This window comes from Kordiimonas pumila (assembly GCF_015240255.1).
In the GTDB taxonomy this organism is placed as follows: Bacteria; Pseudomonadota; Alphaproteobacteria; order Sphingomonadales; family Kordiimonadaceae; genus Kordiimonas; species Kordiimonas pumila.
Window position 1 is genome coordinate 3,084,791 of sequence record NZ_CP061205.1, and the last position, 26,993, is coordinate 3,111,783.

Annotated in this window: 22 protein-coding genes; 3 read left to right on the forward strand and 19 right to left on the reverse strand. The window is 47.4% G+C overall.

Going from position 1 to position 26,993, the window contains the following annotated elements:
- Nucleotides 1–132: 132 nt before the first annotated feature.
- Nucleotides 133–519, reverse strand: coding sequence for a hypothetical protein (locus tag ICL80_RS13620; protein WP_194213146.1), 387 nt, complete (start codon nucleotides 517–519; stop codon nucleotides 133–135).
- An 11-nt stretch (nucleotides 520–530) separates the two neighbouring features.
- Here ICL80_RS13620 and ICL80_RS13625 point away from each other — a divergent pair, with 11 nt between their 5' ends.
- Complete coding sequence (locus tag ICL80_RS13625; RefSeq protein WP_194213148.1) at nucleotides 531–1,511, forward strand: RluA family pseudouridine synthase; 981 nt, start codon at nucleotides 531–533, stop codon at nucleotides 1,509–1,511.
- Nucleotides 1,512–1,569: 58 nt separating this feature from the next.
- Nucleotides 1,570–2,463, forward strand: coding sequence for an RNA polymerase sigma factor RpoH (rpoH, locus tag ICL80_RS13630; protein WP_194213150.1), 894 nt, complete (start codon nucleotides 1,570–1,572; stop codon nucleotides 2,461–2,463).
- Between the two features lie 104 nt (nucleotides 2,464–2,567).
- Here the strand turns inward: rpoH and ICL80_RS13635 are convergent, their stop codons facing one another.
- The 6 genes from ICL80_RS13635 to ICL80_RS13660 form a co-directional block, all read right to left on the reverse strand.
- A complete protein-coding gene (locus ICL80_RS13635) occupies nucleotides 2,568–3,116 on the reverse strand; it encodes a hypothetical protein (RefSeq protein WP_194213152.1) in 549 nt (182 codons plus the stop codon).
- A 6-nt stretch (nucleotides 3,117–3,122) separates the two neighbouring features.
- On the reverse strand, nucleotides 3,123–5,150 hold the full coding sequence (locus tag ICL80_RS13640; RefSeq protein WP_194213154.1) for a hypothetical protein: 2,028 nt from the start codon (nucleotides 5,148–5,150) through the stop codon (nucleotides 3,123–3,125).
- A 175-nt stretch (nucleotides 5,151–5,325) separates the two neighbouring features.
- Nucleotides 5,326–6,618, reverse strand: a complete 1,293-nt coding sequence (locus tag ICL80_RS13645; RefSeq protein ID WP_194213156.1) for an adenylosuccinate synthase — start codon at nucleotides 6,616–6,618, stop codon at nucleotides 5,326–5,328.
- A 41-nt stretch (nucleotides 6,619–6,659) separates the two neighbouring features.
- Entirely contained in the window at nucleotides 6,660–7,829 is a 1,170-nt protein-coding gene (locus tag ICL80_RS13650) for an ATP phosphoribosyltransferase regulatory subunit (protein ID WP_194213167.1), read from the reverse strand.
- 30 nt (nucleotides 7,830–7,859) lie between these two features.
- Nucleotides 7,860–9,437 carry a phosphoglycerate dehydrogenase gene (gene serA, locus ICL80_RS13655; protein ID WP_194213170.1) on the reverse strand — a complete coding sequence of 526 codons (1,578 nt, stop codon included), beginning with the start codon at nucleotides 9,435–9,437 and terminating at the stop codon, nucleotides 7,860–7,862.
- A 73-nt stretch (nucleotides 9,438–9,510) separates the two neighbouring features.
- Entirely contained in the window at nucleotides 9,511–10,665 is a 1,155-nt protein-coding gene (locus tag ICL80_RS13660; RefSeq protein ID WP_194213172.1) for a phosphoserine transaminase, read from the reverse strand.
- 229 nt (nucleotides 10,666–10,894) lie between these two features.
- Between ICL80_RS13660 and ICL80_RS13665 the strand changes: the two genes are divergently transcribed.
- The gene (locus ICL80_RS13665; protein WP_194213174.1) at nucleotides 10,895–11,428 is read left to right on the forward strand and encodes an EF-hand domain-containing protein; all 534 of its coding nucleotides are present in this window, start codon (nucleotides 10,895–10,897) and stop codon (nucleotides 11,426–11,428) included.
- A gap of 88 nt (nucleotides 11,429–11,516) precedes the next feature.
- Here the strand turns inward: ICL80_RS13665 and ICL80_RS13670 are convergent, their stop codons facing one another.
- The 12 genes from ICL80_RS13670 to pyrC all read right to left on the reverse strand — a co-directional run bounded on the left by ICL80_RS13670 (nucleotide 11,517) and on the right by pyrC (nucleotide 26,966).
- Nucleotides 11,517–14,669, reverse strand: coding sequence for a hypothetical protein (locus ICL80_RS13670; protein WP_194213175.1), 3,153 nt, complete (start codon nucleotides 14,667–14,669; stop codon nucleotides 11,517–11,519).
- 155 nt (nucleotides 14,670–14,824) lie between these two features.
- On the reverse strand, nucleotides 14,825–15,982 hold the full coding sequence (locus tag ICL80_RS13675; RefSeq protein ID WP_194213177.1) for a serine hydrolase domain-containing protein: 1,158 nt from the start codon (nucleotides 15,980–15,982) through the stop codon (nucleotides 14,825–14,827).
- Between the two features lie 14 nt (nucleotides 15,983–15,996).
- Complete coding sequence (locus tag ICL80_RS13680; RefSeq protein WP_194213179.1) at nucleotides 15,997–16,764, reverse strand: alpha/beta fold hydrolase; 768 nt, start codon at nucleotides 16,762–16,764, stop codon at nucleotides 15,997–15,999.
- The gene (thiD, locus tag ICL80_RS13685; protein WP_194213181.1) at nucleotides 16,761–17,576 is read right to left on the reverse strand and encodes a bifunctional hydroxymethylpyrimidine kinase/phosphomethylpyrimidine kinase; all 816 of its coding nucleotides are present in this window, start codon (nucleotides 17,574–17,576) and stop codon (nucleotides 16,761–16,763) included. Before thiD ends, ICL80_RS13680 begins: the two co-directional genes overlap by 4 nt.
- On the reverse strand, nucleotides 17,576–18,919 hold the full coding sequence (gene glmM, locus ICL80_RS13690; RefSeq protein ID WP_194213183.1) for a phosphoglucosamine mutase: 1,344 nt from the start codon (nucleotides 18,917–18,919) through the stop codon (nucleotides 17,576–17,578). The genes thiD and glmM overlap by 1 nt, the downstream gene beginning before the upstream one ends.
- Nucleotides 18,920–18,952: 33 nt before the next feature.
- Nucleotides 18,953–20,074 carry a dihydropteroate synthase gene (gene folP, locus ICL80_RS13695; RefSeq protein ID WP_228073547.1) on the reverse strand — a complete coding sequence of 374 codons (1,122 nt, stop codon included), beginning with the start codon at nucleotides 20,072–20,074 and terminating at the stop codon, nucleotides 18,953–18,955.
- 17 nt (nucleotides 20,075–20,091) lie between these two features.
- Nucleotides 20,092–21,996, reverse strand: coding sequence for an ATP-dependent zinc metalloprotease FtsH (gene ftsH / locus ICL80_RS13700; protein WP_194215875.1), 1,905 nt, complete (start codon nucleotides 21,994–21,996; stop codon nucleotides 20,092–20,094).
- Between the two features lie 151 nt (nucleotides 21,997–22,147).
- Entirely contained in the window at nucleotides 22,148–23,410 is a 1,263-nt protein-coding gene (tilS, locus tag ICL80_RS13705) for a tRNA lysidine(34) synthetase TilS (protein ID WP_194213193.1), read from the reverse strand.
- Nucleotides 23,411–23,442: 32 nt separating this feature from the next.
- Nucleotides 23,443–24,330: a tetratricopeptide repeat protein gene (locus ICL80_RS13710; RefSeq protein WP_194213195.1), complete on the reverse strand. Its 888-nt coding sequence runs from the start codon at nucleotides 24,328–24,330 to the stop codon at nucleotides 23,443–23,445.
- 138 nt (nucleotides 24,331–24,468) lie between these two features.
- Entirely contained in the window at nucleotides 24,469–25,011 is a 543-nt protein-coding gene (gene pal, locus ICL80_RS13715) for a peptidoglycan-associated lipoprotein Pal (protein ID WP_228073548.1), read from the reverse strand.
- 199 nt (nucleotides 25,012–25,210) lie between these two features.
- Nucleotides 25,211–25,843 carry a LysE family translocator gene (locus ICL80_RS13720; protein ID WP_194213197.1) on the reverse strand — a complete coding sequence of 211 codons (633 nt, stop codon included), beginning with the start codon at nucleotides 25,841–25,843 and terminating at the stop codon, nucleotides 25,211–25,213.
- A gap of 28 nt (nucleotides 25,844–25,871) precedes the next feature.
- Nucleotides 25,872–26,966: a dihydroorotase gene (gene pyrC, locus ICL80_RS13725; RefSeq protein WP_194213199.1), complete on the reverse strand. Its 1,095-nt coding sequence runs from the start codon at nucleotides 26,964–26,966 to the stop codon at nucleotides 25,872–25,874.
- Between the last annotated feature and the right edge of the window lie 27 nt (nucleotides 26,967–26,993).

Below are 26,993 nucleotides of genomic sequence, written 5' to 3' on the forward strand. Positions count from 1 at the left end.
AATTTATCTCCCCGGTAAAAAACATAAAAATCATGTTCAATATAGGGCGTGCAGCCTATTATTCAAATCACAGAAGCAATAATATTAACAAAAACACACATGGCATCAGAGCAGTGCAGCGCACATGCTTGCCTACTTGGTAACAGTAATGTTTGTTAGGTCACCCGTTTGCTTATCAAGCAAAACTAAAACCGTTTTATCTGCACCTTTAAAATGCAAAATTAAATGTGCATTATCTGATGTAACTGCTTCAAAAACTGTCCCGGCTGGCACCTTTATTTCCCTGTCCTCTATCAGCATGTTCTGCTGTTTGCTCACCGCATGGCCAACCATTTGCTTTGCAGTAGTTTTTTTATGATCACCGCTGATTATTTTCATCAAAATAAGGCCCAGCATGCCGATAATAGCAATACCAAGGACTGCCACAATAATTTTCAGAACTAGAGGCGCTTTTACATCTGAAATATTTTCATCACTTCCTGCACCATCAGGCGTGACATTTTGATTAGTAACAGTCATAACAAGTCCCCATGAAGAAGGATGTATTTCAAATAACAGTTGGCCCCGAAACCGAAGGTATTCGGCTTGATAAACTTTTGGCCGATGCAATGCCAGATATTTCTCGATCGCGCGTTAAAGCGCTGATCAAGGAAGGCCAACTTGTTTCAGCTTCCGGCATTGTGCTTAGTCCGTCTTATAATGTCAAAAAAGGCGATAATTTTTCACTGTCCTTCCCTGAGCCAGAAGACGCTGACCCTATTGCTGAGAATATACCGCTTGATATTATTTTTGAAGATGAGCATCTGGTTGTTGTGAACAAACCAGCCGGTATGGTTGTACATCCTGCTCCCGGTAGCCCAAACGGTACACTTGTCAACGCGCTTCTCCATCACTGTAACGGCAGCCTGTCAGGTATTGGCGGCGTCAAACGCCCCGGCATTGTTCACCGTATTGACAAAGAAACCAGTGGCCTTCTGATTGTTGCAAAACATGACAAAGCTCATAACGGGCTTGCCGTGCAGTTTGCGGACCATTCGATTGAACGAACTTATATAGCGGTCTGTAAAGGACACCCAAAAAAACTGGCTGACCGAATTGAGGGAAACATAGCCCGCCATCCAGTGGATAGAAAAAGAATGGCCGTGGCACCAAGCGGCGGCAAGTGGGCTGCAACACATTATACTGTCAGCGCGTCCTATGCGCAGAGCGGCACACCGGTTGCCTCCCTTCTGGAATGTCGCCTTGAAACAGGCAGGACCCACCAGGTTCGTGTTCATATGGCGCATATTGGCCACCCGCTGGTTGGCGACCCTGTTTACGGCCGAAATGCCATTGCAAACTCTATAAAAGGGGCGGCTAGAACCGCACTTGCATCTTTCCCTCGGCAGGCTTTGCATGCCAAATCGCTCGGTTTTATCCACCCTGTGTCGGGTACCCCCTTTAAATTCGAAAGTAGCCTACCATATGATATGGAAGCGCTTTTGAAGGTTCTGGAGCCGTATAAACTTTAGTACCTTGCATTTTTTTGCCTTAATTGAACGACATAATAAAAGCAGGCGAGGATATAACATGACGTATCAAAGTAATTTACCAACTCTTACACCTGAAGGCAGTTTAAGCTCGTATTTACAGGAAATCCGTAAATACCCAATGCTTGAGGCCAATCAGGAGTATATGCTTGCAAAAGCTTGGGCCGAGCATGAAGACAGTGAAGCTGCACGCCAGCTTGTAACCAGCCACCTGCGACTTGTTGCTAAAATAGCCATGGGTTACAGAGGTTACGGCCTGCCTGTCGCAGACCTTATCTCTGAAGGTAATGTTGGCATGATGCAGGCGGTCAAGCGTTTTGACCCTGAAAAAGGATTCCGACTTGCAACATATGCTATGTGGTGGATCCGTGCGGCTATTCAGGAGTATATTCTCAGAAGCTGGAGCCTTGTAAAAATTGGTACTACAGCTGCACAGAAAAAACTGTTTTTTAACCTGCGCCGTATCAAAGGACAGATTGAAGCCATTGAAGAAGGTGACATGAGCCCTGAGAATGTCACCACGATTGCTGAAAAACTCGCAGTGCCCGAAGAAGATGTGGTGAACATGAACCGCCGCCTTTCAGCACATGACCATTCGCTTAATTCACCCTTGCGTGCTGATGCGGAAGGCGAATGGCAAGATTGGCTTGTCGACGACACCCCCGACCAAGAAACCACAACGGCTGACAATGAAGAATATGAACAGCGCATGGAAATGTTGTCAAAAGCAATGAAAGGCCTGAACGAGCGTGAACGCCATATTCTAACAGAGCGGCGCTTGCATGAGCCTCCAACGACGCTTGAGGAGCTTTCTCAGCAGTATGATATAAGCCGCGAGCGTGTACGCCAAATTGAGGTACGTGCTTTTGAGAAAGTACAAAAGGCCATAACACAAATTGCATCAGATACCGGCAAAGGTAATCTGCAAGAATAAATAGTCGCGGACACAAGGCCCCCACCTATAAAGTCTACAGGGTTTTGGAAATATACTTGTAAATGAATATTGGGGCTCAAGCCCCAATAAAGTGGCAGCGCATACTATCTGGGCTGGACAGGCCCACCTGAACCTGGGCGCTGCAATAGGTTTTGCGCAGCTCCCGGTCCTGTTTGGTCATCTTTATCCCCAAGAACTTCATGCCCCCACTGCTCTATTAAAGCCTGCCTCTGCGCCGCTATTTGCTTTAATCGGTCTTGCGAAAGTCCTTGTAATACAATAGCCGCAATGTGTGGCCCAATATAGATCAATGCATAGCCAAAAACGGCTGCTCCCCACATAATCAACAAGTTAATTGGTTCCGCGATGGTTTCATAAACACTGCTTGGCCGGTGTATAACATCAGGAAGCATAAACAAAATACCGCACAGGTTGGTAAATGTGACACACTGTAATTTAGCGCTTTTATTTTCGCCTTTACCCGTTAGGGCCAGCACCAGAGTTGGCACCATACCGGAACTAACAAGCACTGCTGCCTCAACACTGAAAATGGCAACCCCAACCAGCCCAATGATAAAGAGCGGCAAAAATCCACTCATTTCACCCGGGCTGCGGCGCCTAACCGGTTTCTTTTTCTTTTTTGCTAACTTCATACGTATTTATGCCTGATAAAAAGTAAGAAAACTGATTGCCATGAAGGCAACAAAAGCCACAACTCTTGCGCCTCTGTATCCTTTTTGCCGTGCCTCTGGATCACGAGGTGATATTTTCTTTGATAACCTTGCTCTTTCTTTCTCGAGCTTGACCACAGCATTACAAGCCTGAGAAAACTCACGTGCATCAAGGGCCTGTATCTGTGTTAGGTTTACATCGGTAATAAGCTTGGTAATATCGCCCTCTTTTTTGACCTTATCCAATAATACCTGCACCTGTTCACGCCGTTTTTTATTCTTTATATCCCTTACAGTTGGGGCTAAGCCGTCCACAAGCTTTTCTGTGAGATGGGGTAAAGCTTCCAGCTTCATACGCCGCTGTAACAGCCCAAAAAACTCCGCTGTCAAGCTATTAAACTTAGCTGGGTTACTTTGCACTGCCGCCAGTTTATTAAAGTCACGCTCTAGATCAACACCGTGTGTTGCGCAATAGGCCGCCACATGACGGTCAAGTAAAATGTTTTTACCGCCCCCAGCACTTGAAAGCCTATCAAGCGCCCGCAGCATTTGCTTTAAAGACCCAATCCACACATTTTCAAAGCGCAAGCTAACACAGGGAATAATGAGGTTCAGCTCATAAAGAACCCTCTCCATCCCTTTGCCTAATTGCTTGCTGGGGCCATACTCCATGGCCTTTGCTATCTCTGTCAGCTCTTTACCCAAAGTGGGGTTTCTGTCTCCAACAATATCCGTTAAAGCAGAAATAAATTTCGCATCAAATATTTCCAAAATATTTGTCATTGTTTCACGGTCATCGCGGCTGAAAGCCTCTGCGATTAAAGCAGGAACACCTGACGGTGTAATAGCATAGCCCTTGTAATAAACCGGTCCTGTAGGGTGCAAAAACATACAAACCCGTGATACCATGCGGTAATCATCAGCACGCGGACCACCAAAGCCTTCTGACGGTCGCACGTTCAGCACGCTTTCCATCTTTTCCGTCATGATTTCATCACGAAATGCCATCTGTATCCACGACGGAAAATCAATTGATTTCAAAAGCTTAGCGGCCTCTTGTGGGTTACGAGAAAAAGCGTCGGCCAGCAATCGCCGATCAACATATGCTGTACCCATAAAGTTGGTAGGACGGTTCATTGTCCAACTGGCCATTGTTGTTCTTTTAGGCTTGCCAATGCCTTCAAACCAATCAAGGATTTCTTCTGAACCCCAGCGCTCTTCCAGTTCGTCAGCCATCAGGCCGCGTATTAGTGTACCCAAAGCCCCTGGGATTTCACGTCCGCCTGATAACGACCAGAAGGAACCCTGATTAATACGCGCCATTGCCATGCCATCTCGGTCCCGCCCTTTCCAGAGCGGTTCCCCAAAATACAGGCTCTGCAAGGCAGCCCCTAACTGGTAAAAGTCTGATGACGCATCCCCAACACCTCGGGCAGTCGTGTCGGCAAAAGCAAGCTCAAGAGGTTCCATTGCAAAAGGCAGCATATAGCCTGCTGGAAAGCTATAACACTCACCAAGCAAAACCTCGTCGCTTTCTGGCGACGCAAAAAACATAGTTGTTGGTAATACATTTCTGTGGGAAAGCCCACGTTTATGAAGGGCTGCGAGAGCCTTAAGGGCGGATAGAACTGCATTTTGGCGCAGTTTTACAGTATTAACCCTAGGGTTCAAGGTGCCATCAGGCGCCATAAGCGCGCCGCCTGTAGGACGATCAAAGACTGTAACAAGCCTCTGTTTTCTGCCCTTATCCTCTATGTTCATTAATCCCCGCGCCACAGGGTTAATGACATTTCCAACGGGCCTTGATTGCAAGCTTAAATATATATCATTACGGACAGGAACCAAGGGAATATGGACGATCGCATAAAGGTCAGCCTTTGGGCGCTCTTTATCCTTTACCTTATATGCTTTACCGCCCCGAGTTGAAAACTCCGGTAGGGGCGCTGCAAATATAATCTCATACCGATCACCAAAAGCGCTTTGACCTGTAGGAACCGGTGCCACTTCCCCGCTCACAAGTAAATCCTTTTCCTATCGACCCCAAAAATTACATTCATTGATCTAATATCACACATGTTACAGCATGAAACCAAATGATAGTTAAGAAAGAGCTTATTAATAAAGGAAAAAATACAAAAGGCGGCCAAACTGTAATCTGACCGCCTTTTTAATGATAGCCTTACGTCCAAACTTACGGATTAAAAGGGTCTTTCACAAGAATGGTATCTTCGCGCTCTGGGCTGGTTGATAACAGCGCTACAGGCACGCCGATCAGTTCTTCGATACGGCGAATGTATTTAATTGCCGTTGCTGGTAAATCAGCCCAGCTTCTCGCGCCAAAGGTCGTTTCTGTCCACCCTTCAAAAACCTCATAAACCGGTTCAATAGCGATTTGGTCTTCCATACCATAGGGAAGAAAATCGATCACTTCACCTTTATGTTTGTACCCAACACAAACTTTAATTTCCTCAAGTCCGTCCAGCACATCAAGCTTCGTGAGCGCAATACCAGTTACACCGCCGATAGTAAGGCTTTGACGCACTAAAACCGCATCAAACCAGCCACAACGGCGTTTACGGCCCGTTACAACACCAAACTCGTGGCCGCGTGTCCCTAAAAATTCGCCAATTTCATTCTCTTGCTCAGTTGGAAATGGCCCGGCGCCAACGCGTGTTGTATAGGCTTTTGTAATCCCGAGGATATAATCAAGTGACCCCGGTCCCATACCCGTACCCCCAGCAGCCTGCCCCGCAATAGTGTTGGACGATGTTACAAAGGGATATGTACCATGATCAACATCAAGCAATGTTCCTTGTGCACCTTCAAAAAGAACACGTTTGCCAGCATTTTTTGCGGCCTCAAGCGTACGCCACGCATTACTCATATATGGCAAAATCTTGTCTGCAATTGACATCAGGTCATCGGCGATTTTTTGACCATTGATAGGGTCGTGCCCAAGGCCACGACGCAGTGCATTATGGTGCGTTAAGGCAACTTCCAGCCTTGCTTCTACAATGCTACGAGACTGTAAATCACACACACGAATGGCACGACGACCCACTTTATCTTCGTAGGCAGGGCCAATACCACGACGTGTCGTGCCAATTTTAACACCTTTTGTCGCATCTTCACGCAGCGCATCAAGCTCGCGGTGATACGGCATAATAAGCGATGCATTTGCCGCCAGCTCAAGTGATGCAGGGCTTATTTCTACACCTTGGCCGCGCAGTGTATCCATTTCAGACAAAAGCGCCCAAGGATCAACAACAACACCGTTCCCGATAATGCTTATTTTACCGCCACGCACAATACCTGAAGGCAATAGCGAAAGTTTATAAACTTTACCATCAACAACCAGAGTATGGCCGGCATTGTGACCACCCTGAAAGCGTGCAACAACGTCCGCACGTTCTGAAAGCCAATCAACAATTTTACCCTTGCCTTCGTCGCCCCATTGGGAGCCGACAACAACAACGTTGCCCATGCCAATATCCCCTTAAATGTTGATTGCCTTAAAAAGGCATTTTAGAGGGCGCAAACCGCACCCTTTTCAAAAATATGTGTACAACCAAGCCGAGCCGCTTCTTTCCGGCAATCCGCCTCAACTGTCAACCCCTGAATTGTTCGCCAGCCCTCAGTACGAAGCCTAACACCTTCACTCGCTGACGTATTAAAGGGCAAAAATATTTTTTGGGCAGCTGTTGCAACAGGCAGAGCATCCATCAAGCTATCAAGGTAAACAGAAAAGCCTGTGGCCTCTTCCGTATGGCCATCTGCATGCGTTACAGCATAGCGACCACCTCGGCCTAATTCCCCATTTCCGTTACGGGCAAAAAGCGCAAAACCAATTCCGGTTTTATATTCAAAACCGTGCGTTTCACATGGGTCAAGTGTCACTGGGAGGCTTGGTAATTTTTCCTGCAACATCTCTACAAGCCGAATAAGTCGTTCAACCAGTGATGCCGCTTCGCCCTCAAACCCAATCGTCTTCAGCGCGACTAACGCCGTATCTACAGGGCCTGTAGCTGAAACCAGCGCTTCAAAAAGTGCCCTATCTTTCAACCCGTTAAAAGCCCCGATATCTTTTGCACCCAGAGCTGACAGAACTGCCGTACGGTCATCTCCGGTTATGCCTTTTGCATCACACAGTAAAGAAGCAAGCGGCGGCAGCGTCAGGTCAAGCGATACTTCCGCAATACCTACAGCTTTCAAAGCCTCAACAGCAATGGCAATAACTTCCATTTCGCCTTCAAGGCTTTCACAGCCTACAAGTTCGATACCGGCCTGTGTAAACTGGCGAGCGGGGCGAATTTGGCTGCCTTTTGTACGCAGCACACTACCCGCATAAGCAAGCCTAAGGGGGCGTTCCTGATCAGCGAATCGTGTAGCTGCAAGCCGTGCCATTTGAATGGTCATGTCACAGCGCACAGCCATCATACGCTGTGTATTCGAATCCATAATGCGGAACATTTTGGCAGAGCTTGTTAACCCAGCACCAACAAGCAGGCTATCTTCATATTCCACGAGCGGCGGTGAAACACGATCATAGGCATGAGAGAGAAAGGTATCGACAAGTTGCCTTACCAAAGACGCTTCCTGTTCCGCTTCTGGAACAAGCTGATCTCTAAATCCTTCTGGCAATAATGCCTGACGGGCATAAAGACTGCCCGCCATAGTTTTTATAGGCCCATTCATGGGTCCGCTCCCTTTACTCTGACGTCAGACTTAAAAAGATAACTTTTTAGCCAGACGTACATGGGCGAGAGCAGCGACCTGGTCAAGAACAATATCTTGCAGCGGCTGATCAACAGCTACCAAGGCTACCGCTTCCTGACCCTCAACACGGCGTCCAAGCGCGAATGTCGCGATGTTTACACCGTTATGGCCCAAAAGGGAACCCAAAGCACCAATAAAGCCCGGTTTATCATCATTGATGATATAAAGCATATTCGGCGCTAACTCTGCCTCAAGCCTTACACCATCAATTTCAATGATACGTGGGGCCTTGTTCGCAAAAAGAGTACCTGCAATAGAACGCTCGCCGCGCTCTGTTTCAACAGTCAAGCGAATAGACGTGCTATAATCGCCTTCACGATCATGTTTACTTTCGGTAATTTTAATATTGCGCTCTTTGGCAACAATCGGTGCGTTCACCATGTTTACACTGCTCATAAGCGGCGATAGCAGACCTTCAAGCACAACCGCCGTTAACGGGCTGGTATTCAAAGTTGCCACATGACCCTCATATTCGATCACAACACGCTTCAAGCTTGTTTCAGTAATTTGGCCTGCAAAACCGCCAATTTGCTCAGCGAGCGCCATGTATGGCTTCAGCTTTGGTGCGTCTTCTGCACTCAGTGACGGCATATTAAGCGCGTTTGTAACACCGCCTGTTAGCAGAAAGTCTGCCATTTGTTCAGCAACCTGCAAAGCAACATTCACCTGCGCCTCAGAGGTAGATGCACCAAGGTGCGGTGTGCAAATTACTTTATCGTGGCCAAACAACGGGTTTTCTGTCGCTGGCTCAACCTCAAACACATCAAGGGCCGCACCTGCCACCTTACCGCTGTTAAGCGCCACGAGAAGAGCTGCTTCATCGATAAGGCCGCCGCGTGCACAGTTAACAATGCGAACACCGTCTTTCATCTGGGCAAAAGCTTTTTTACCAACAATCCCTCGGGTCTGGTCAGTGAGCGGCGTGTGCAACGTAATCACATCCGCAACTTTGAAGAGCTCATCCAGATCAACTTTCTTGATGCCCAGATCAGCCGCACGGTCTGCAGACAGGAATGGGTCGTAAGCAACAACTTTCATTTTCAGGCCCATAGCACGGTCTGCAACGACAGAACCAATATTACCCGCACCGATAAGACCCAGTGTTTTACCGGTTACTTCCATGCCCATAAATTTGGATTTTTCCCACTTGCCAGCATGTGTTGATGCATTTGCCTGCGGAATATCGCGCACAAGCGCCATCATCATGGCAATCGCATGCTCTGCCGTTGTAATAGAGTTACCGAACGGTGTGTTCATCACTACAACACCGTGGTTGGTAGCTGCAGCCACATCAACGTTATCCACACCGATACCCGCGCGGCCAATAACTTTAAGGTTTTTCGCCGCTTCCAGAATAGCAGGCGTCACTTTTGTAGATGACCGGATAGCAAGGCCGTCATACTCGCCGATCATTGCAGCGAGTTCTTCTTTGGTTTTACCTGTAATTACATCAACTTCAACGCCGCGTTCCTTGAAGATTTTCTCTGCAAGAGGGCTCATTTTATCAGAAATCAGCACCTTAGGCATGATCTCATCCTTTCATAAATTGTATGATTTTGAAAAAAGGCCGACCTATATCGGCCTTCTGCATATTCTTGTATTAGGCTGCAGCCTTAACTTCTGCGTATGCCCAGTCCAGCCATTCAGTAAGGATCTTAAGGTCAGATGCTTCAACAGTAGCACCAGCCCATATCCTCAGGCCCGCAGGCGCATCGCGGTATGCCCCAATATCGTAAGCAACACCTTCAGCATCAAGCTTTGATGTTAGCTTTTTCAGGGTTGCGGCTTGTGCGTCGGCATCAAGCCCCGCAAACCAGCTATCCGTTACTTTCAAGCATACAGATGTGTTCGAGCATGTCTCTGCAGTTTCAGCCAAAAAACCAGCCCAATCAGATGAAGCTACCCAATCAGATAAAACTTTCAGGTTTGCTTCTGATTTGGCAACAAGACCTGTGAGGCCACCGATGCTGTCTGCCCACTCAAGCGCGTCGATATAGTCTTCAACACACAGCATGGAAGGCGTATTAATCGTTTCACCCGTAAAGATACCTTCAATCAGCTTTCCGCCTTTGGTCATGCGGAAAATCTTTGGCATTGGCCATGCCGGAGTATAACTTTCAAGCCGCTCGACAGCGCGTGGTGACAGAATAAGCATACCGTGTGCAGCCTCGCCGCCCAGCACTTTTTGCCAGCTGTAGGTTACCACATCAAGCTTCTGCCATGGCAGGTCCATTGCAAACGCGGCTGATGTAGCATCACAAATTGTCAGGCCCTTGCGGTCAGCCTTGATCCAGTCTGCGTTCGGTACCTTGACGCCAGATGTCGTACCGTTCCATGTGAACACCACATCACGGTCTGTATCAACAGCGTTCAGGTCAGGCAGCTTGCCGTAATCAGCATTAAAGGTGCGAACATCATCAAGCTTTAGCTGTTTGACAACATCGGTTACCCAGCCGGCGCCAAAACTTTCCCATGAAAGCATGTCAACACCGCGTGCACCAAGCAGTGACCACAGCGCCATTTCAACAGCGCCGGTGTCAGATGCAGCGACAATACCAATACGGTAATCAGCTGGCACACCCAGAATTTCACGTGTTTTATCAATGGAATATTTTAATCGCTCTTTACCCGGCTTTGACCGGTGTGACCGCCCGAGGAGAGCGTTTTTAAGAGCATCGTTTGTCCAACCCGGACGTTTTGCACACGGTCCTGAGCTAAACTCAGCACGCACGGGTGCCTGTAGTGGCTTCGTCATATATCTAACCTTCCAGTTAGTAAGCACCTCGTTGGGGAGGTGTGTCCCAATAATGTGATGCTGACCTCACAGACAGCTGCTTCCCAGTTGGGGGAAGTACCGGGGCCGGACACTACAGCAGAATAAAAAATAGTCAATCGAGATTTTTTGATAAAACAGCAAAGTTTTCATCGCCATTGAAACGTACTATAAGATGGTAACAATTATAAAAACACAGATGCAGGATATTATGACAAAACGCTATCGCCTCGTATTAGTAACAAGCCTTGTGCTTGCTATTGCAGCCTGTTCCTCAAACAGGAAAGGCCCGCCTAAGCCACCACCGATACCACCAGAGAAGGCCGCAGAAATGCAAAGGCGTTTTCTTGACCAGTGGGATACCAATAATGATGGCCTTTTTTCCTGTGATGATATTACCCATGAGCGCCGGAAACTGTTTATAACACTTGATCTAAATCAGGATGCTCTCCTCGATGAGCAAGAATACAGACGCGCCCAATTTGAAGACAAAGGCTTTATGTTCTTTCGATTCGAACAACTTGATAAAAACGCAAACAATATGCTGGAACTTGCTGAATTTGCAGCTGTTGAAGATAGCACATTCCAAAGCATGGATCATAACGGTGACTGCCTAATTGACCAAGGCGAAGCGATGGCCTTTATGGTAGAAAAACAGCGTAGGCGCGGCCGCCCAGAACCCGGTAAAGGTGACCGGTCACCACCACGCCGCATGCCAGATGAAGGCGGCGTTGACCCGTTTTAGCAAACGGCATAGCATCACAAACCAAGGTATAGTGGTGCTATGCTAAGTTTTGTTTGTAACCCTTCTCGCGCGACACACCAAACAACTGTTAGCGACTAAAATCTGCCGCATTAAGCAGATACACAAGAGGGTGGGTTAATGTACCCCGCTTGGCCATACCGGCAAGAGCGCGCTCAAGGAAAAACTGCCCTTTTTCCCCATCAATTGTGTCTTTGCCAAATTCAACAAGTGCCGTTTGCAGGAAATATGTTTTAAGGTCTTCCTTGCCCGCACCTATTGGCTTGCCGTCTACCTCCCCCTGATTGAGCCACGGACCATATTGATGCAGCCGGACCCAAAAGATGTTGCCCATCAAAGCATTAAGCATCATTAGTCCTTCAGCCTTTTTGGCATCAGTTGGCACAAGGCGGTTATATAGGCTTGCAACTGTCAGGCCTTCCACATATTTTTCAGTCAGAAAATAGGTGTATGATGTGTTATAAAGAATATCAGATAGAAGTTTCGTGTCTGTCTCTGAAAGTGTTGATTGTTCCCGCACTGTTGGCAGCAGTTTCACAGCGACGTCTGCGGCACCATCATAATCCTTCAGCGTGTAATACTGGTGTTTGTATTCTGTAATCAAAGATGCATTCATCTGCCCCCATGCGTCCGGGTTTAGGGGTGTGCCCATGCCGCCCAATGGCTGTTGCACACTTGAAAGCGGCGGGGCCTTTGCATATGTTTTTCCAGCCAGATACTTTTTATGGTCCTTCGGAGATATCTCAAGTAAAAGAGGGTCTAATATCCGGTTAAAGTATGGGTCTTGCAGGATAATGCTAGGGTTTTTCTTCAAAAGCTTAAAGGTATCTTTCAGACTTTTTACTGCACCTTTTTTGTCTCCCATCCTCGTCATAGCTTGGGCACGGTAAGCAAAATTCTCCCACCATATAGACCTGAGTATAGACCGCGAGGCCAACAACCCGGGCTGATTACCTGCAATTGTTGGCTCATTATATATATCTTTGTAGCGATCATAAGACTTTACCGATCTCAAAAAATCAGCCTCAAAGCGCTCGCTCATATTTAAAAGCGTTTGCCAGCGCTCCTGATGTGCATATATATCCATCAGGTTTATCATCAGGTCAAAATAGTTAAAATCGCTATGGAACCATTTTCTACGGTTTACATTCATAGGCGCATTGAAATCTTTGAGGAGCCTTTCCAGTATAATCTCACTTTCGGCAAAGAAGCCATTGGCCTTATACACATAAGCAGCGTTATAAATAAAACGTTTGGTATTTAAGTTTTGTATAAGCCTGTCTTCTTCTTGCACACCCATTTTTAAGCTATAATCAGACCAATATAACTGACGGTCAAAAAGCTCTTTCACATTTTCAATGCCTAACAAGGCAAACGCCTGTTGCATCCTAAAATATGCTTTTGCTGCATTACCTGAAAACAAGTCGTGTGAAATAAGTAAATTCAGCGTCTGAATATGTCCACGTGTCACCCCTGATGGAATAAGAATATTTGATTTGTTAATATTGAGAAGCCGTTCAAGGTAAGCAACATGGTCAGGCGTTAAGGTTAAACCATATAAATATTTAGCATGTTTAGGGTAATCAACCTGCCTTTTAGATGACGAAAGCGCACCATAAAAAATAGATGGAACCGTCTCTAACCGCTCTTTACCTTCAATAACACGATCGCCAATAGAAATTGATTGATTTATATGGGCATATGATGGCGTCGCATACCACTGATTCACAAGGATATCATTGCCGTTCATGGCATTAAAATATGGCAGTAGCTTTTTCAAATGCTCCATATCCGGCACATAACCTTTTTTATAATCAGGATTGGATGGGAAAGAAGCATAGAAATTATTGTCGGCGTGTATTGTGTGCCAACTATTATACCATTCAGCTACGTTCTTTACATACAAACGCTTTAAATACGGCTTCATCTCTGTGTGTTTCAAAACACGTTCGAGTAAAAGCACCAAGCCTGCAGGGCTGGCATACAGCTCTTCTGCCTTTTGCCGCTCAAATCCCATGTTCTTTGTCGCAAAGTCCAGCCCCATAAGGCTGTCTGCCACAACATCCTTCCATCTTTCCACTTTCTTATTCAGGCGTGTCTGCCCACCATTTGCAAACCAAACCTGAAAGTCCTGCTGACGCCGTCTTTCATAGGCCTCATTGGCAGCACGCAGTTCTTGGTTTCTGATATCCCTCAACCGTTTTTCTTCAGCGAGTTCTCGCTCGTATGCTTCCTGCTCGCGGCGCTCTTGTTCTTCTTCTGCGCGCTTGCGCCGCTGCTTTTGTTCATATTCCCACTCATCTTGCTCGCGCTCGCGGTCAAGCTTACGCTGCACTTCAGGGTCACGCTTAAAAGCATTTTCAATATTTCTAAGCGACTGCTGATAAGCGTTCCATGTGGCATCAGACTGGCGCTGGATTGCTTCCCGTTCGCGGCGTTCCCGTTCTTCGCGCTCATTTCTGGCGCGCTCCGCACTATCATCGTAGCTATTATCGTTACGGTAAGAGTTATTATTGTACTGGCTTTGCTGTTGCCCTTGTTGGTTTTGCAGGGCTTGCTCCTGTTGGCGTTCCCTCTCAGCTTCCGCGGCACGCCTTTCATTCTCAGCCTGCTGTTGCCTTGCCTGTTCTTCCTGCTGCTTGGCAACAAGCTTACCCTGCACAAACTGCCTGACAGCAGCAACAGGAAACGAATCCGGTGTTAACCGACCGTAGTCAAGCACCTCCATATAGATTTCGCGTTCGCTATACTTCAAGGCCTCTATTTTCTGCTTGACTGCAGCAGGCACAACTGACTGGTTATAATAAAACTGGCCAGAAGGTTCCCTATTCCAATCACCGCTATAGGAAATGGTCACAGTTTGGTCAAAGCCACTCGCCGTATTATAAACCCGTACCTTAAATCCTTCTACTTGGAAACGGCCCGCTGCTATACCAGACGGTGCCCCTGTTCGCCCGGAAAAGGCATAAACTTTATCCCCCTTGATCGCAAACTGCCCCATGTGGTTCACACCCCACACCTGCAAATTGTCACCCGTTAAGCCAGATGTAATTTGTGGGTTGGCATCAATCCACGCCAAATCAGGGATAGCCTGCAACACCTGAGACTGAAATGCTTCGCGCATAGCAGAAATTGTTTGCTGTGCCTGCGCTGCTGAACACATACAGACAGCAGTTAAAATAAAGAAAAATGCCTGAATACGGCTCACCTGTTTCCAAAACATACCCCATACCCCCAAGCCTGAATGGAAAATGTGCAACAAGTTCTGTTGTCATATCTTCGAGTATTACGTTGGTGAAGTATTTTAGAATATAAAATATGACACTAAAATGAACAAAAGTAACATTTTATGTACATTTACTGCGCCTTGGATATATTTTAGCGCCCGGCAAGAGCCATTTGTTCGGTTGGTAGCTCTGAAATAAGAGCTGTCCAGAAATCAGCACCAAGTTTTTCAATTGAACGACTTTCGGCATTCATGAGAATTACCTGACCTATGCCGCGATCTTTTGAATAAGAAACCAGACTACGGAACCCAGCAACACCACCTGCATGCAGAATAATATCTTCGCCGCCTATCTGGTATATGCGCCAACCATAGCCATAGTAAGCATCTTCCACATATGGCTTCCACACTTTACGGTATAGTTCACGTTTAGTGTGGGTCCGTTTTGTCGTCACGGCATCAATCACACCCGTTGCAATGGGCGTTACGCCGTAACCCATTTGAGCTTGCACCCATTTGGCAAGGTCAATCACGTTTGCATTTACACCAGCGGCAGGTGAAACAGCATAATAATTATTATTTACCTTGGTTTTATACCAACCTTTTTTAGTCAGCAAATGGGGTTCAGCCCTATCTTTTGCCGCCAAATAGCCATCCATACCAATAGTGGTATGATCAAGGCCCAGTGGCTTGAATATCCTATCCTCCATCAGCGTTTCAAAGTGTTCACCTGTTGTTTTTTCAATCACAGGCTGGATAAGACTAAAGATAATATTCTGGTACCCATAACACTTGCCAGGTGCGCATATGGGCTTCAGGCTTTGGAAGCGCGGCACAATTTTATCCAGAGACCAACCATCTTCCAGCATAATATCATAGGCATTGGGCGTCAGCCCCGAACTATGGCTTAAAATATGGCTAACCTTCAGTTTTTCAGCGTGACCCGGCGTTTTCAAATGAAACCCGGGAACATAATCTACAACACGCGCATCCCAAGAAAGCTTACCCTCGGCAACCAGAATAGCGGCAAGTTCTGCTGTATATGTTTTAGAAACAGAGGCTAAGCGGAAAACAGTATCTTTTGTTACGGGCTTCTTTTCACCCAATGCTCTCACGCCGTATGTTTCAACCTTGGTGATTTGCCCGTTTTGAATTATCGCATAAGCGGCACCCGGAATTTTATTTTCCTCAACAGCCAGCTTAAAGCGTGCATCAAATCCATCAACAACATCAGAAGAAAAAGCGGCCTTTTCAGCCCCATAAAGGCTTATTGCCAAGAACAACACAACTTGAAAAACACGGAACAACAAAAGTACTCATACCCCTATAACTGTAAAAACTTCATAATAGCTCTAGCGATCAGGTCCGGTTTCTCAGCATGCAACCAATGGCTGGTGCCTTCAACTGTTTTAACAGAAGCCTTTGGGAACAAGCGCAAGATCGTGTCCCTGTGTTCAGCTTTTATATAATCAGAACGTCCACCCCTTAAAAACAGGGTTTCGCCCTCATATTCACCACCCTCTATGCCAGCGATTAGATTGTCATAATCACGGCAAATGGCTTCTAGGTCAAGCCGCCAGCCCCAAGTATTATCAGAAACTCGTCGCCAATTGGTTAACAGAAAGCTCAACACCTCAGGCTCGCTTTCATATTCAGCCAGCAATGTTTCTGCCTCCTTGCGGTCAGTCGGCGCCGCTTTTGCTACAGCCTGCATTCCTGCTAGAATTTGGGTATGGTGCGGCGTATAAGCAACTGGGGCTATATCCCCAACGATAAGCTTTTTCACCCGGTTCGGGTGTGAAATAGCCAGTTGCATTGCGGTTTTACCCCCCATGGAATGCCCAAAAACATAAGCGCTTTCAATGCCTTGTTTATCCATAAAGCGCATCACATCATCTGCCATTTGAGGGTAACTTAATGTACCCAGATGCGGGCTTCTGCCATGCCCTCTAAGGTCAAGTGCAATCGTTTTATATTCCGCAGACAGTAGCCGTATAATGCCGCCAAGATTATCGCCAGACCCAAACAGTCCGTGCAACATAACGAGGGGTTCGCCCTCGCCTTTCACTCGAAACGCCAACTCTTCCGTCATGGTACCCTCACATAAGAATGGCCAAGTGGCCCGCACCCTGCCCCAAAGCCCGGGGCAGCCTCAATTGCAGCTTGCACAAAAGCATGCGCGTGCCGAAAGGCGTCAGGCAAAGCCTGCCCTAATGCCAAGCCTGTCGCAAGCGCACTTGCAAGTGTGCAGCCTGTGCCATGTGTGTGCCGTGTGTGCCGTTTTTGTGCCGCACAAATATATTCTGTGCCATCTGCCATAATCAGTACATCATGAATGGTTTCAGTATCCAAATGACCACCTTTCATAAGCACAGATTCAGCCCCCATTTTTATAATGAAACCCGCAGCGCGGCGCATATCATCAACCGACTTTATCACCGTGCCCGTCAGCAATTCAGCCTCAGGTATATTAGGCGTTAAAACTGTTGCACGAGGAATGAGAAGTTTTTTCAGGCTTTCAACCGCCGTTACTTCTAAAAGCCTGTCGCCAGACGTTGCCACCATTACCGGGTCGACAACAACAGCGCCCCTGAAGTTGGCTTCGCTGAGAATAGATACCACGGTTTCGACCACCTCTGCACTATGAAGCATACCTGTTTTAACACAGTCTGCGCCAATATCAGATAGTACAGCCTTTATCTGGCTTGCAATAAAGCTAGATGGCACGGGCATAACATCTGTTACACCTAACGTGTTTTGTACCGTAAGAGCTGTGATTGCAGTTGCAGCATAGCCGCGCAAGGCCGAAATAGTTTTTATATCAGCCTGAATGCCAGCGCCGCCCGACGGGTCAGAGCCGGCAACAACCAGAACCCGGCCACGTGTCAGGGCCGCTTCTGTCATCAGGCTGCAGCCTCAATTTCAGAACAAATACTATCTACAAGCCGGGTTACTATATCTTCATTGTCCCCTTCAGCCATTACCCGCACCACAGGTTCTGTACCGGATTTTCTGATCACCAGCCTACCTGATGCACCAAGCTCACTCTCAGCCGCTGCAATTGACTTAACAACATTAGCCGCGCTTAAAGGGTCTCCCCCCTTATAGCGCACATTTTTCAGAAGCTGGGGCACAGGGTCAAACTGCCTACATGTGACAGAGGCAGGTTTCCCTGAGCAGCTAATTTCCATCAAAACCTGCAAAGCAGAAACAAGGCCATCACCCGTTGTTGAAAAATCGCTTAATACAATATGCCCAGATTGCTCGCCGCCCACATTAAAACCACCACTTCGCATACGCTCTACAACATAGCGATCACCCACCTGTGTTCGCTCTAAAGTAAGGCCTTCAGCCTGCAACAGCCGCTCAAGCCCTAAATTGGACATAACCGTACTAACAAGGCCGCCACCTTTAAGGAGGCCGCGCTTATGCCAATTACGGGTAATGAGCGCCATAATCTGGTCACCATCAATAATACGGCCATTTTCATCGCACAAAATCAACCTGTCGGCATCACCGTCGAGTGCAATACCAATATCAGCGCCCGTTGCCACAACACGTTCGCACATCAGATCAGGATGGGTCGAACCACATCCATCATTAATATTAAATCCGTCAGGCCGCACCCCCATGGAGATAACTTCGGCCCCCATTTCCCAGAGCACAGTGGGGGCAACCTTGTAGGCCGCACCGTTTGCGCAGTCTACCACCACCTTCAGGCCGTCAAATGTAACACCTGTTGGCACCGTTGCCTTGGCAAACTCAACATAGCGACCACCTGCATCTTCAAGCCGGGTGGCACGACCAAGCCGTTCGGACGACACCAGAATATCATTCACGCCGTTATCAACGTACCGCTCGATCTTTTCTTCCTGCTTGTCAGAAAGTTTATAGCCATCAGGGCCAAAGAATTTGATCCCATTATCATAGTGTGGGTTATGGCTGGCCGAGATCATGACACCCACATCAGCACGGAGTGATTTTACCAGCATCGCCACCGCAGGTGTTGGCATGGGACCAACCATATAAACATCCATACCTGCCGCCACAAAACCAGCAGCAAGTGCAGGTTCAAACATGTAGCCAGAACGCCGTGTATCCTTGGCAATAACAACCCGGTGCACATGGTCACCACGGGTAAAAAGTTTGCCCGCAGCAAGGCCAATACGCATAGCCACATCAGGTGTCATAAAACCTTGGTTTACAGTTCCCCTAATGCCGTCCGTTCCAAAATATTTACGGCCCATATCAATATCCCCCGAGCGTAACGCCCTAACAATTTAATCTTTACGCATAGCTGCAACCGTAGCAGCGTCCCTAAATGCCTGTACCACCAGCAAAGCCTGTCTGGTTTCTACCACATCATGCACACGTATAATATGTGCGCCAAGTTCCACGGCTTTCATAGCGGCCATCAGCGAGCCGGGCAATCGTTTAGTCGCTTCCGTTTCACCTGTTATTGCACCGATAAAACTTTTACGCGATGCACCAAATAAAATCGGACACCCAAGGCTCGTAAAAAGGGACATACCATTAATCAGCGCAAGGTTATCCTGCACCATTCTTTTACCAAAGCCTATACCTGGATCAATGATTATCCGTGACCTATCAATCCCTTTGTTTTCACACGCCGTAATCCGGTCTGAAAGATAATCATAAACATCAAGCAATGTATCAGCATAATGCGGGTTATCCTGCATTACTTCCGGTGTACCCTGTGCATGCATTAAAATAACCGGAGCATCACTTTCCGCTACTATACGCATGCTCTCACTGTCATAAGTTAAAGCGCTAACATCATTTATAATATCGGCACCCGCTGCGAGCGCCTTTTCCATTACACTGGCCCGCCTCGTATCAATAGATAGCGTAATAGCATCTTCTCTCAGCGCCTCCATAACAGGCACAACACGTTCAGCTTCCTCACCTTCCCAAACTGGCTCTGCTCCGGGCCGTGTGCTTTCGCCGCCAATATCAATAATATCGGCGCCGGCAGCCACCATCGCACGTGCCTGCTTTACAGCATGAACCGGGTCTATGTATTTACCGCCATCAGAAAAGCTGTCTGGTGTGACATTTAAAATGCCCATAATCAAAGGGCGTGTAAAAACAAGGCTTTTAGACCTTCGGGGTAAGGCAACGGGTTTAGCGCTAGATTGCAAAGCTTGAAGCTGTTGCACTATTTGTTGTCGAACACTCTTTGAAAAGCCCTTGCTTGCAGATAGCAAAACGGCAGGGGCACAATAGAAATCAGCCACTTTATCAAGGCCAACACGCGCAACAACACGAAGTTCAAGAAACATGAGCCCCGTTTGCTGAAAAGAATAGGCATTAGGGTGGCCATAAACAAAACCAACGGGACAAAGATAAATCTTTGTCCCGTCAGGTAGATTATTCAACATTTCAACTGACACCTATATCAGCCTTCAGGTTGTGGCTGCTTGCCGTGTTCAATGCCCGCTGTTGGCACAGCCGTGGAAACTGCAGGCGGTGCTTTTGGGGTGTCACTGTCTTTTGGCTTTGTAGAACGGCGTATTTCTTCACCTTTTAAAAGGCTATTGATTTCAGCGCCACTCAGCGTTTCAAACTCAAGAAGTGCGGCAGCAAGTTTGTGTAAATCATCGACATGATCAGTCAAAATCTTTTTAGCCCGGTCATTGGCATTCTCAACAAAAGCACGAATTTCTTCATCAATCACTTTAGCTGTAGCCCCGGAAACATTTTGTTTATTAGAAACAGAATGCCCCAAAAAGACTTCCTGCTCGTTCGCCGCATACTGTAATGGGCCAAGCTTATCTGACATGCCCCACTGGGTTACCATGCTACGGGCAAGGCTGGTTGCGTACTGAATATCACTAGACGCCCCAGACGTTACTTTATCATAGCCAAAAATCATCTCTTCTGCCACACGGCCCCCCATTGCAATTGCAAGGTTAGCATGCATTTTCTCACGGCTTTGAGAGTACTCGTCACGCTCCGGCAGGCGCATCACCATACCAAGGGCACGACCGCGCGGAATAATCGTTGCTTTATGAATAGGATCCGATGACTTACAATGAACAGAAACAAGCGCATGTCCACCTTCGTGGTAGGCGGTTAGTTTCTTTTCGTCTTCTGTCATGACCATTGAGCGCCGCTCAGCACCCATCATAACCTTATCTTTCGCGTCTTCAAATTCCTGCATGGCGACAATTTTTTTGCCGCGACGCGCAGCAAGAAGAGCCGCTTCATTCACAAGGTTCATAAGGTCTGCACCAGAGAAGCCCGGCGTACCGCGCGCTATGGTGTTAACCTCAACATCTGGCGCAAGAGGCACTTTTTTCATATGAACGCCAAGAATTTTCTCGCGGCCGTCAATATCAGGGTTCGGCACAACAACCTGACGGTCAAACCGGCCCGGACGCAAGAGCGCAGGGTCCAATACATCCGGCCTGTTGGTTGCGGCAATAATGATAATGCCTTCGTTGGCCTCAAACCCGTCCATTTCAACAAGAAGCTGATTCAGAGTTTGCTCGCGTTCGTCGTTACCGCCGCCGAGGCCAGCGCCCCTGTGTCGCCCAACAGCATCGATCTCATCAATAAAGATAATACAAGGCGCATTTTTCTTTGCCTGTTCAAACATATCGCGGACCCGGCTTGCACCAACACCCACAAACATTTCGACAAAGTCTGAGCCTGAAATGGTGAAAAATGGCACATTAGCTTCACCAGCAATAGCCCGGGCCAAAAGGGTTTTACCCGTGCCTGGAGGGCCAACAAGCAAAGCACCTTTAGGGATCTTGCCGCCAAGCTTCTGGAACTTTTGCGGATCTTTCAGGAAATCGACAATTTCCTCAAGCTCCTCTTTTGCTTCTTCAATACCGGCAACGTCATTAAATGTTACACGGCCCTGTTTTTCAGTTAGCAAGCGCGCGCGTGATTTCCCAAAACCCATAGCACCACCACCACCGCCTTTGCCTTGCATCTGGCGCATAAAGAATATCCAGATACCAATAATCAGCAGAAAAGGTAACATAGAGAAAAGCAGGCTGGTAAACAGGCTTTCTTCTTTAACGATCTCTTTAAAATCAACGTTATTCGTGCGCAAAATTCCATATAGATCAGGATCAAATGGTGGCTTTACAGTACGTAAAACTTGACCTTGACCATCTTTGAACTCAATATTTTGCCCAGTTATTTCTGCAGTTTTCACCTGATTCTGTTCAACAGACTCTAAAAACTCACTGTAGCTGACCTCACGGACATGGCTATTACTTCCCTGAACAAACTGGAACAGGGCAATCAACAGGACAATTATAACGCCCCAAACAAGCGCATTCCGCATCAAACTGTTCACAATACTGCCTTTCCTTCACTGCGACACCTCACTTTGCTGCGCAAAGCGGTGTTTATAATCTTTTTTAATATGTCTCTATTCAGATAAGCGTCAAATGCCTGAATGCAAGAGGTATCCTACATTTCACGACCATTTTATCTTACTTGTTACCTTCGCGGGAAAAACTGAATGACACATCTTTCAACGTATCATAGCCTAAAAATGGTACTGACCGCAATTGCTCACCGTCGAATAGTGCAGGCATTGCCAAAATTGCCAATCGTGGGCTACTAAATTCCTTCATATCTTTATATATATTCTTTAATTGTATCCAGCCATTTTCACCAACTGGCGCTATGGTCAAGCCAGAAATGTTGCCCTGTGCTTGATACCAGAAACGCAAATCCCATATACCTTGTGATTCGAGCGCAACAGGCGTAGAGATCGCGGAAACCTCGCGCGTTACAAGAGCTACATGTTCAGATAAAGGGCTAAACATAGCGCCGTATAGCGTCTGGCCCTTAAATTCGCCCTCTTGCAGAGCACTGTATAATCGCAGAATTTTCTCCATACGCGGTACATATGTACCGCCAGAAACAAACCTGCATATACTAGCAAGCGCCCTCAGAATAATTTCTTCCGGTGCATCCTTAAATTGCTTGGTATCGACAGTACAATACCCTTCATCATAAAAATGCACTGCAGCCAAAAGCCATTGGCGCTCGTAATATTCAAGTGCATCCCTGCTCCGCCGCAAACGCCCTGCTGTTCCAGCAAGGCGTGCAGCATTCAGGCCCTCAACTGGCGGGTTTGCCAGCATTTTCCGGATCTTCACCCTATCATATGCTTCGGATCTGTTGCTGGGGTCTTCCACCCACTTTATGCCCATATCCTTAACGGTACGAATCAGAGATTCTTTCGGGTACTCAAGCAGCGGTCGCACCAAAGATACACCCTGCCCTATAGAGCGTACAGGTGCCATACCAGCAAGGCCGTATACCCCGCTACCACGCGCAAGTCGCAAAAGTACTGTTTCTGCCTGATCATCCTGGTGGTGAGCAACCGCAACGGTTTCAATGCCCTTTTCAACACACCAGTTTTTAATCAGGTCATATCGCGCTTCTCTGGCAGCGGCTTGAAGGTTTGCAGTCGGCTTATCACCTTGCCAGCGTAGCGTAACATGCGGAATTGAATATTCTGCGCAGAGTGCAGCCACAAAACTGGCTTCTTCGGCCGCCTCTTTGCGGAGGCCGTGGTCAACCGTAATTGCTGTAACTTTATAATCAAACCGCGACAAAAGAAGCAGGCAAAGGCTGTCTGCACCGCCAGAAACAGCTATAGCAATCTTGGTACCTTTATCAACACCAAGCTTGCAATAGCCATCTATCAGATTTTCCCGTGTAATCGGGGGCTTTGTTATCAACAGAACATGTCCTTCAACAGCAATTCGTTGCCTTAGCTACACTTTGCCTCTTTAGCAACACGATTAGCACGTTCCTGAAGCCTTGAAGTATCAGTGCTTTTTACCCGTCTGAACTCAGCAAGCGCATTACAGGCATCTTCACTGCTATCAAGTTTTACAAGTGCATCAGCGAGATCAACAAGAGCGTCAGCTCGTTTAGGGTGATTCGGGTTTTCTTCAATGAGTGCCAAAAGCTGTTGGGCCGCGAGGCCGCTTCGGCCTTCTTGCAGATGCACACGCCCAAGCCAAAAGCGTGCATTTCCAGATAGTTCATCCTTTGGGTTTTCTTCAATGAATTTTTCCAGTGCAATACGGCCATTTTCCAGGTCGTTTTTTTGCACAAACGCAAAGGCGTATTTATATTGCTCCGAAGGGCTACTTTTCGGCAAAGCTACAACAGTTTTCGGTACCTGATTCGGTGTAGCAGCGGGCGGCGTTACCCCAGCAGGCGTTGTGGCCTGCGTTCCTTGCACCTGTTGGTTCCCTTTTGCGATAGCAGCTGCCGTATCTTCACGCTGAAGCTCTAGCTCTTTACGTAAAAGAGCAATGGCATCATCCTGCTGGCGCAGCCTATAGTCATATTCTTCCATGCTGCCCGTTAAAGACCGCATCTGGCTTTCTAGCGCGCCAACCTTTGCCATAAGATCTGCCAGCAGTACCCGGTCTTGTACCGGTTCCCCTGCCATGACCGGGGCTGATGGCTGTACGGTTGCGGCAGAGCCGCTTGATCCGAGCCTTGCTTGTAAGGCCTTCACTTGCCGGTCAAGTAACTCAATTTTTGCGTCAATAACAGGATCACCTGCATGTGCAGGCATAGTCGCAGAACCCACTAGTATCACGCTATAAAGGCCAACAACCACAAAGTGGGAAAAGATTTTCATCCCTTTATCTCCTTCATTGATTGCACGGGGATTGCACGGGGGTTGCAGACTGACTGTGCAGCTAAAATAGGGTCAAAAAAAGACAGCCCCGCACCCACAGTTCGGGCACGGGGCCGTGCAATATCAATCGAGGCTATTTTAGTTTACAACCAAAACGCCACGACGGTTCTGTGCGTAATCACCAACTACAGCAGGACGTTCCTTGCCATAACTAATTGTTTTCAGACGGCTTGAAGGCACACCTAAAGCAATCAGGTAATTTTTTACAGCTGTAGCACGACGATCGCCAAGAGCCAGGTTATACTCACGTGTGCCGCGTTCGTCACAGTGACCTTCAACTGTTACTTTAACACTTGAATAGTGCATCAGCCATTCAGCTTGTTTTGCAAGCGTAGAACGCGCATCTGCAGTAAGCTCTGAACTATCATATTCAAAAAATATGCGATCAGCACCAGCATATACAGCAACGCCATTCTGAGTAGCGCCACCCCATTTTTGAAGTTCCATAGCCTCAAGTTCAGCCTGCCTAACCGATTCTGGCGTGCCGCTGTCCTCACGTACCACAGGCTCCGCAGGTGCTGATACCGTTGGTGTAGGCTTTGGATCTTTTGAACAAGCTACAACAAGCAGTGCAGCTAAAGTGATGCAGGCAACGTTTTTGCCTAATTTTACCGATATCATTAGTGCTCCCTCCAGCGGACCGGGTTTAACCGAAAAAATTCCAAGTAATATGTTTTACAGGGTAAATTTACCACACACCCTAAAAAACAATCCGGTGAACTATAGAACGCGAATTGATTACGATCAAGCGGTCAAAATGCTCCAAATGGTTGGTAAGCAAAGAAATTTCATTAAAATTTGCCCTAGTTTGCCTTAATTTCTACAAAATTAGTGCGCTGAGCAGGGTAATCAGGGCAAAAAGGCCAATCAGGCTCGCAGAAATGTGATTGAGAATTTCCAGCAGGCGGTCATTAATTTTATCTCGAAAGCTCTTTGTAAGGAGTGCAAGAAGCCCCCACCAGAGGCCTGCGCCCACAAAAACACCTGCCACGAGAGGTGTCGCACCGGCATGCAGGCCATCAGCTTCGGTTAAACTGCCGATTCCGGCAAGGCCGTAAAGACCAACAAACCCTAAAAAAACACCAGGGTTGGTAACCGTCATTAAAAAAGTACCAGCCATACCTTTTACAAGCTCCCCCGTTTCAGGGCTTTCGCTCAAGTGAGGGTGGCTTGTCCAAATTCGCCAAGCAAAAACGATCATGATGCACCCACCGATAAGCTTAAGTGAAGTATCATGAGCTTCAATAAGCTGAAACACAGCATGCATACCGAATGCTGCAAGGGCTGCATAAAATGCATCACCAAGGGCTGCCCCCAAGCCTAATAAAAAAGCATCAAAAGAACGGCCAAACAAGGCGCGGCGCAGGCAAATAATATTCACCGGCCCAACTGGTACAGAAAGTAAAATCCCGAAGCTCAGGCCCCATAGTGCATATGATATTGATTGGCTCACAAGTGGTTACCCAGCATCCTGATTGTCTTTATTCGCTATCAAAGCCTACAAAATGCCAATCTAAGCTGTTGCCCGCGTGAAAAGGAACAAGCTTCGCACCCGCAGCCTCTAATACATTTGGCACAGTAACTTGCTTGCGTTCCAGCACAATACGGCGAGAATTTTCAGGCAAACCATAAAACTTTGGGCCATTTTCTGAGGCAAAAGCCTCTAGCTTACCGAGTGCTCCCTCCTCTTCAAACACTTTGGCATAACTTTCAATCGCATAAGGAGCATTAAATATCCCCGCGCAGCCACAGGATGTTTCTTTTGCACTCACAACATGCGGCGCAGAATCAGTGCCAAGAAAAAACTTAGCAGAGCCAGAAGTAACAGCGGCTCGCAAAGCTTGGCGGTGTTTTTCTCGCTTGATAATTGGCAAACAGTAAAAATGCGGGCGAATCCCCCCGACAAGCATGGCATTACGATTATATTCAAGATGTTGAGGCGTTACTGTTGCACCAACGTTTGCCCCCGATTCGAGTACAAAATCTGCAGCTTCAGCGGTCGTGATATGTTCAAACACAATTTTGAGAGACGGAAAATCGGCGACCACCTGCTGCATGGTCCGCTCTATAAAGACAGCTTCTCGGTCAAAAATATCAACATCAGAATCAGTTACCTCGCCGTGCACCAAAAATGGCATGCCTATTTTCTGCATCACTTCCAGCACCGGATAAATCGTCTTAATATCTGTCACGCCGTGGCTTGAATTGGTCGTTGCATGTGCGGGGTAAAGCTTACTCGCGGTAAAAACACCGGCTTTAAAACCACGCTCAACCTCTGCCGGATCTATCGTATCTGTCAGGTAGCAGGTCATAAGCGGTGTAAACCCAAGATCCGCAGAAACAGCCGCCTTTATACGCTCACGGTAAGCTTCCGCCGCCGCCACTGTAGTGATTGGTGGTGTCAAGTTTGGCATAACAATAGCGCGGCCAAACTGACGCGCCGTATAGCTTGCAACAGCAGCCATCATGTCACCATCACGCAAATGCACATGCCAGTCATCTGGCTGCCTAATAACAAGGCGCGCCGGGTTACTATCATTTTTACCTGTGGATATGTCAGAACTTGCTGATTTCATTCTATTAACTCTGTTATATATATGTAT

Coding starts and splice junctions, on each gene's coding strand:
- ICL80_RS13620 (WP_194213146.1), bottom strand. CDS start 519: ATGACTGTTACTAATCAAAATGTCACGCCTGATGGTGCAGGAAGTGAT.
- ICL80_RS13625 (WP_194213148.1), top strand. CDS start 531: ATGAAGAAGGATGTATTTCAAATAACAGTTGGCCCCGAAACCGAAGGT.
- rpoH (WP_194213150.1), top strand. CDS start 1,570: ATGACGTATCAAAGTAATTTACCAACTCTTACACCTGAAGGCAGTTTA.
- ICL80_RS13635 (WP_194213152.1), bottom strand. CDS start 3,116: ATGAAGTTAGCAAAAAAGAAAAAGAAACCGGTTAGGCGCCGCAGCCCG.
- ICL80_RS13645 (WP_194213156.1), bottom strand. CDS start 6,618: ATGGGCAACGTTGTTGTTGTCGGCTCCCAATGGGGCGACGAAGGCAAG.
- ICL80_RS13650 (WP_194213167.1), bottom strand. CDS start 7,829: ATGAATGGGCCTATAAAAACTATGGCGGGCAGTCTTTATGCCCGTCAG.
- serA (WP_194213170.1), bottom strand. CDS start 9,437: ATGCCTAAGGTGCTGATTTCTGATAAAATGAGCCCTCTTGCAGAGAAA.
- ICL80_RS13660 (WP_194213172.1), bottom strand. CDS start 10,665: ATGACGAAGCCACTACAGGCACCCGTGCGTGCTGAGTTTAGCTCAGGA.
- ICL80_RS13665 (WP_194213174.1), top strand. CDS start 10,895: ATGACAAAACGCTATCGCCTCGTATTAGTAACAAGCCTTGTGCTTGCT.
- ICL80_RS13670 (WP_194213175.1), bottom strand. CDS start 14,669: ATGTTTTGGAAACAGGTGAGCCGTATTCAGGCATTTTTCTTTATTTTA.
- ICL80_RS13680 (WP_194213179.1), bottom strand. CDS start 16,764: ATGACGGAAGAGTTGGCGTTTCGAGTGAAAGGCGAGGGCGAACCCCTC.
- thiD (WP_194213181.1), bottom strand. CDS start 17,576: ATGACAGAAGCGGCCCTGACACGTGGCCGGGTTCTGGTTGTTGCCGGC.
- glmM (WP_194213183.1), bottom strand. CDS start 18,919: ATGGGCCGTAAATATTTTGGAACGGACGGCATTAGGGGAACTGTAAAC.
- folP (WP_228073547.1), bottom strand. CDS start 20,074: ATGTTGAATAATCTACCTGACGGGACAAAGATTTATCTTTGTCCCGTT.
- ftsH (WP_194215875.1), bottom strand. CDS start 21,996: ATGCGGAATGCGCTTGTTTGGGGCGTTATAATTGTCCTGTTGATTGCC.
- ICL80_RS13710 (WP_194213195.1), bottom strand. CDS start 24,330: ATGAAAATCTTTTCCCACTTTGTGGTTGTTGGCCTTTATAGCGTGATA.
- pal (WP_228073548.1), bottom strand. CDS start 25,011: ATGATATCGGTAAAATTAGGCAAAAACGTTGCCTGCATCACTTTAGCT.
- pyrC (WP_194213199.1), bottom strand. CDS start 26,966: ATGAAATCAGCAAGTTCTGACATATCCACAGGTAAAAATGATAGTAAC.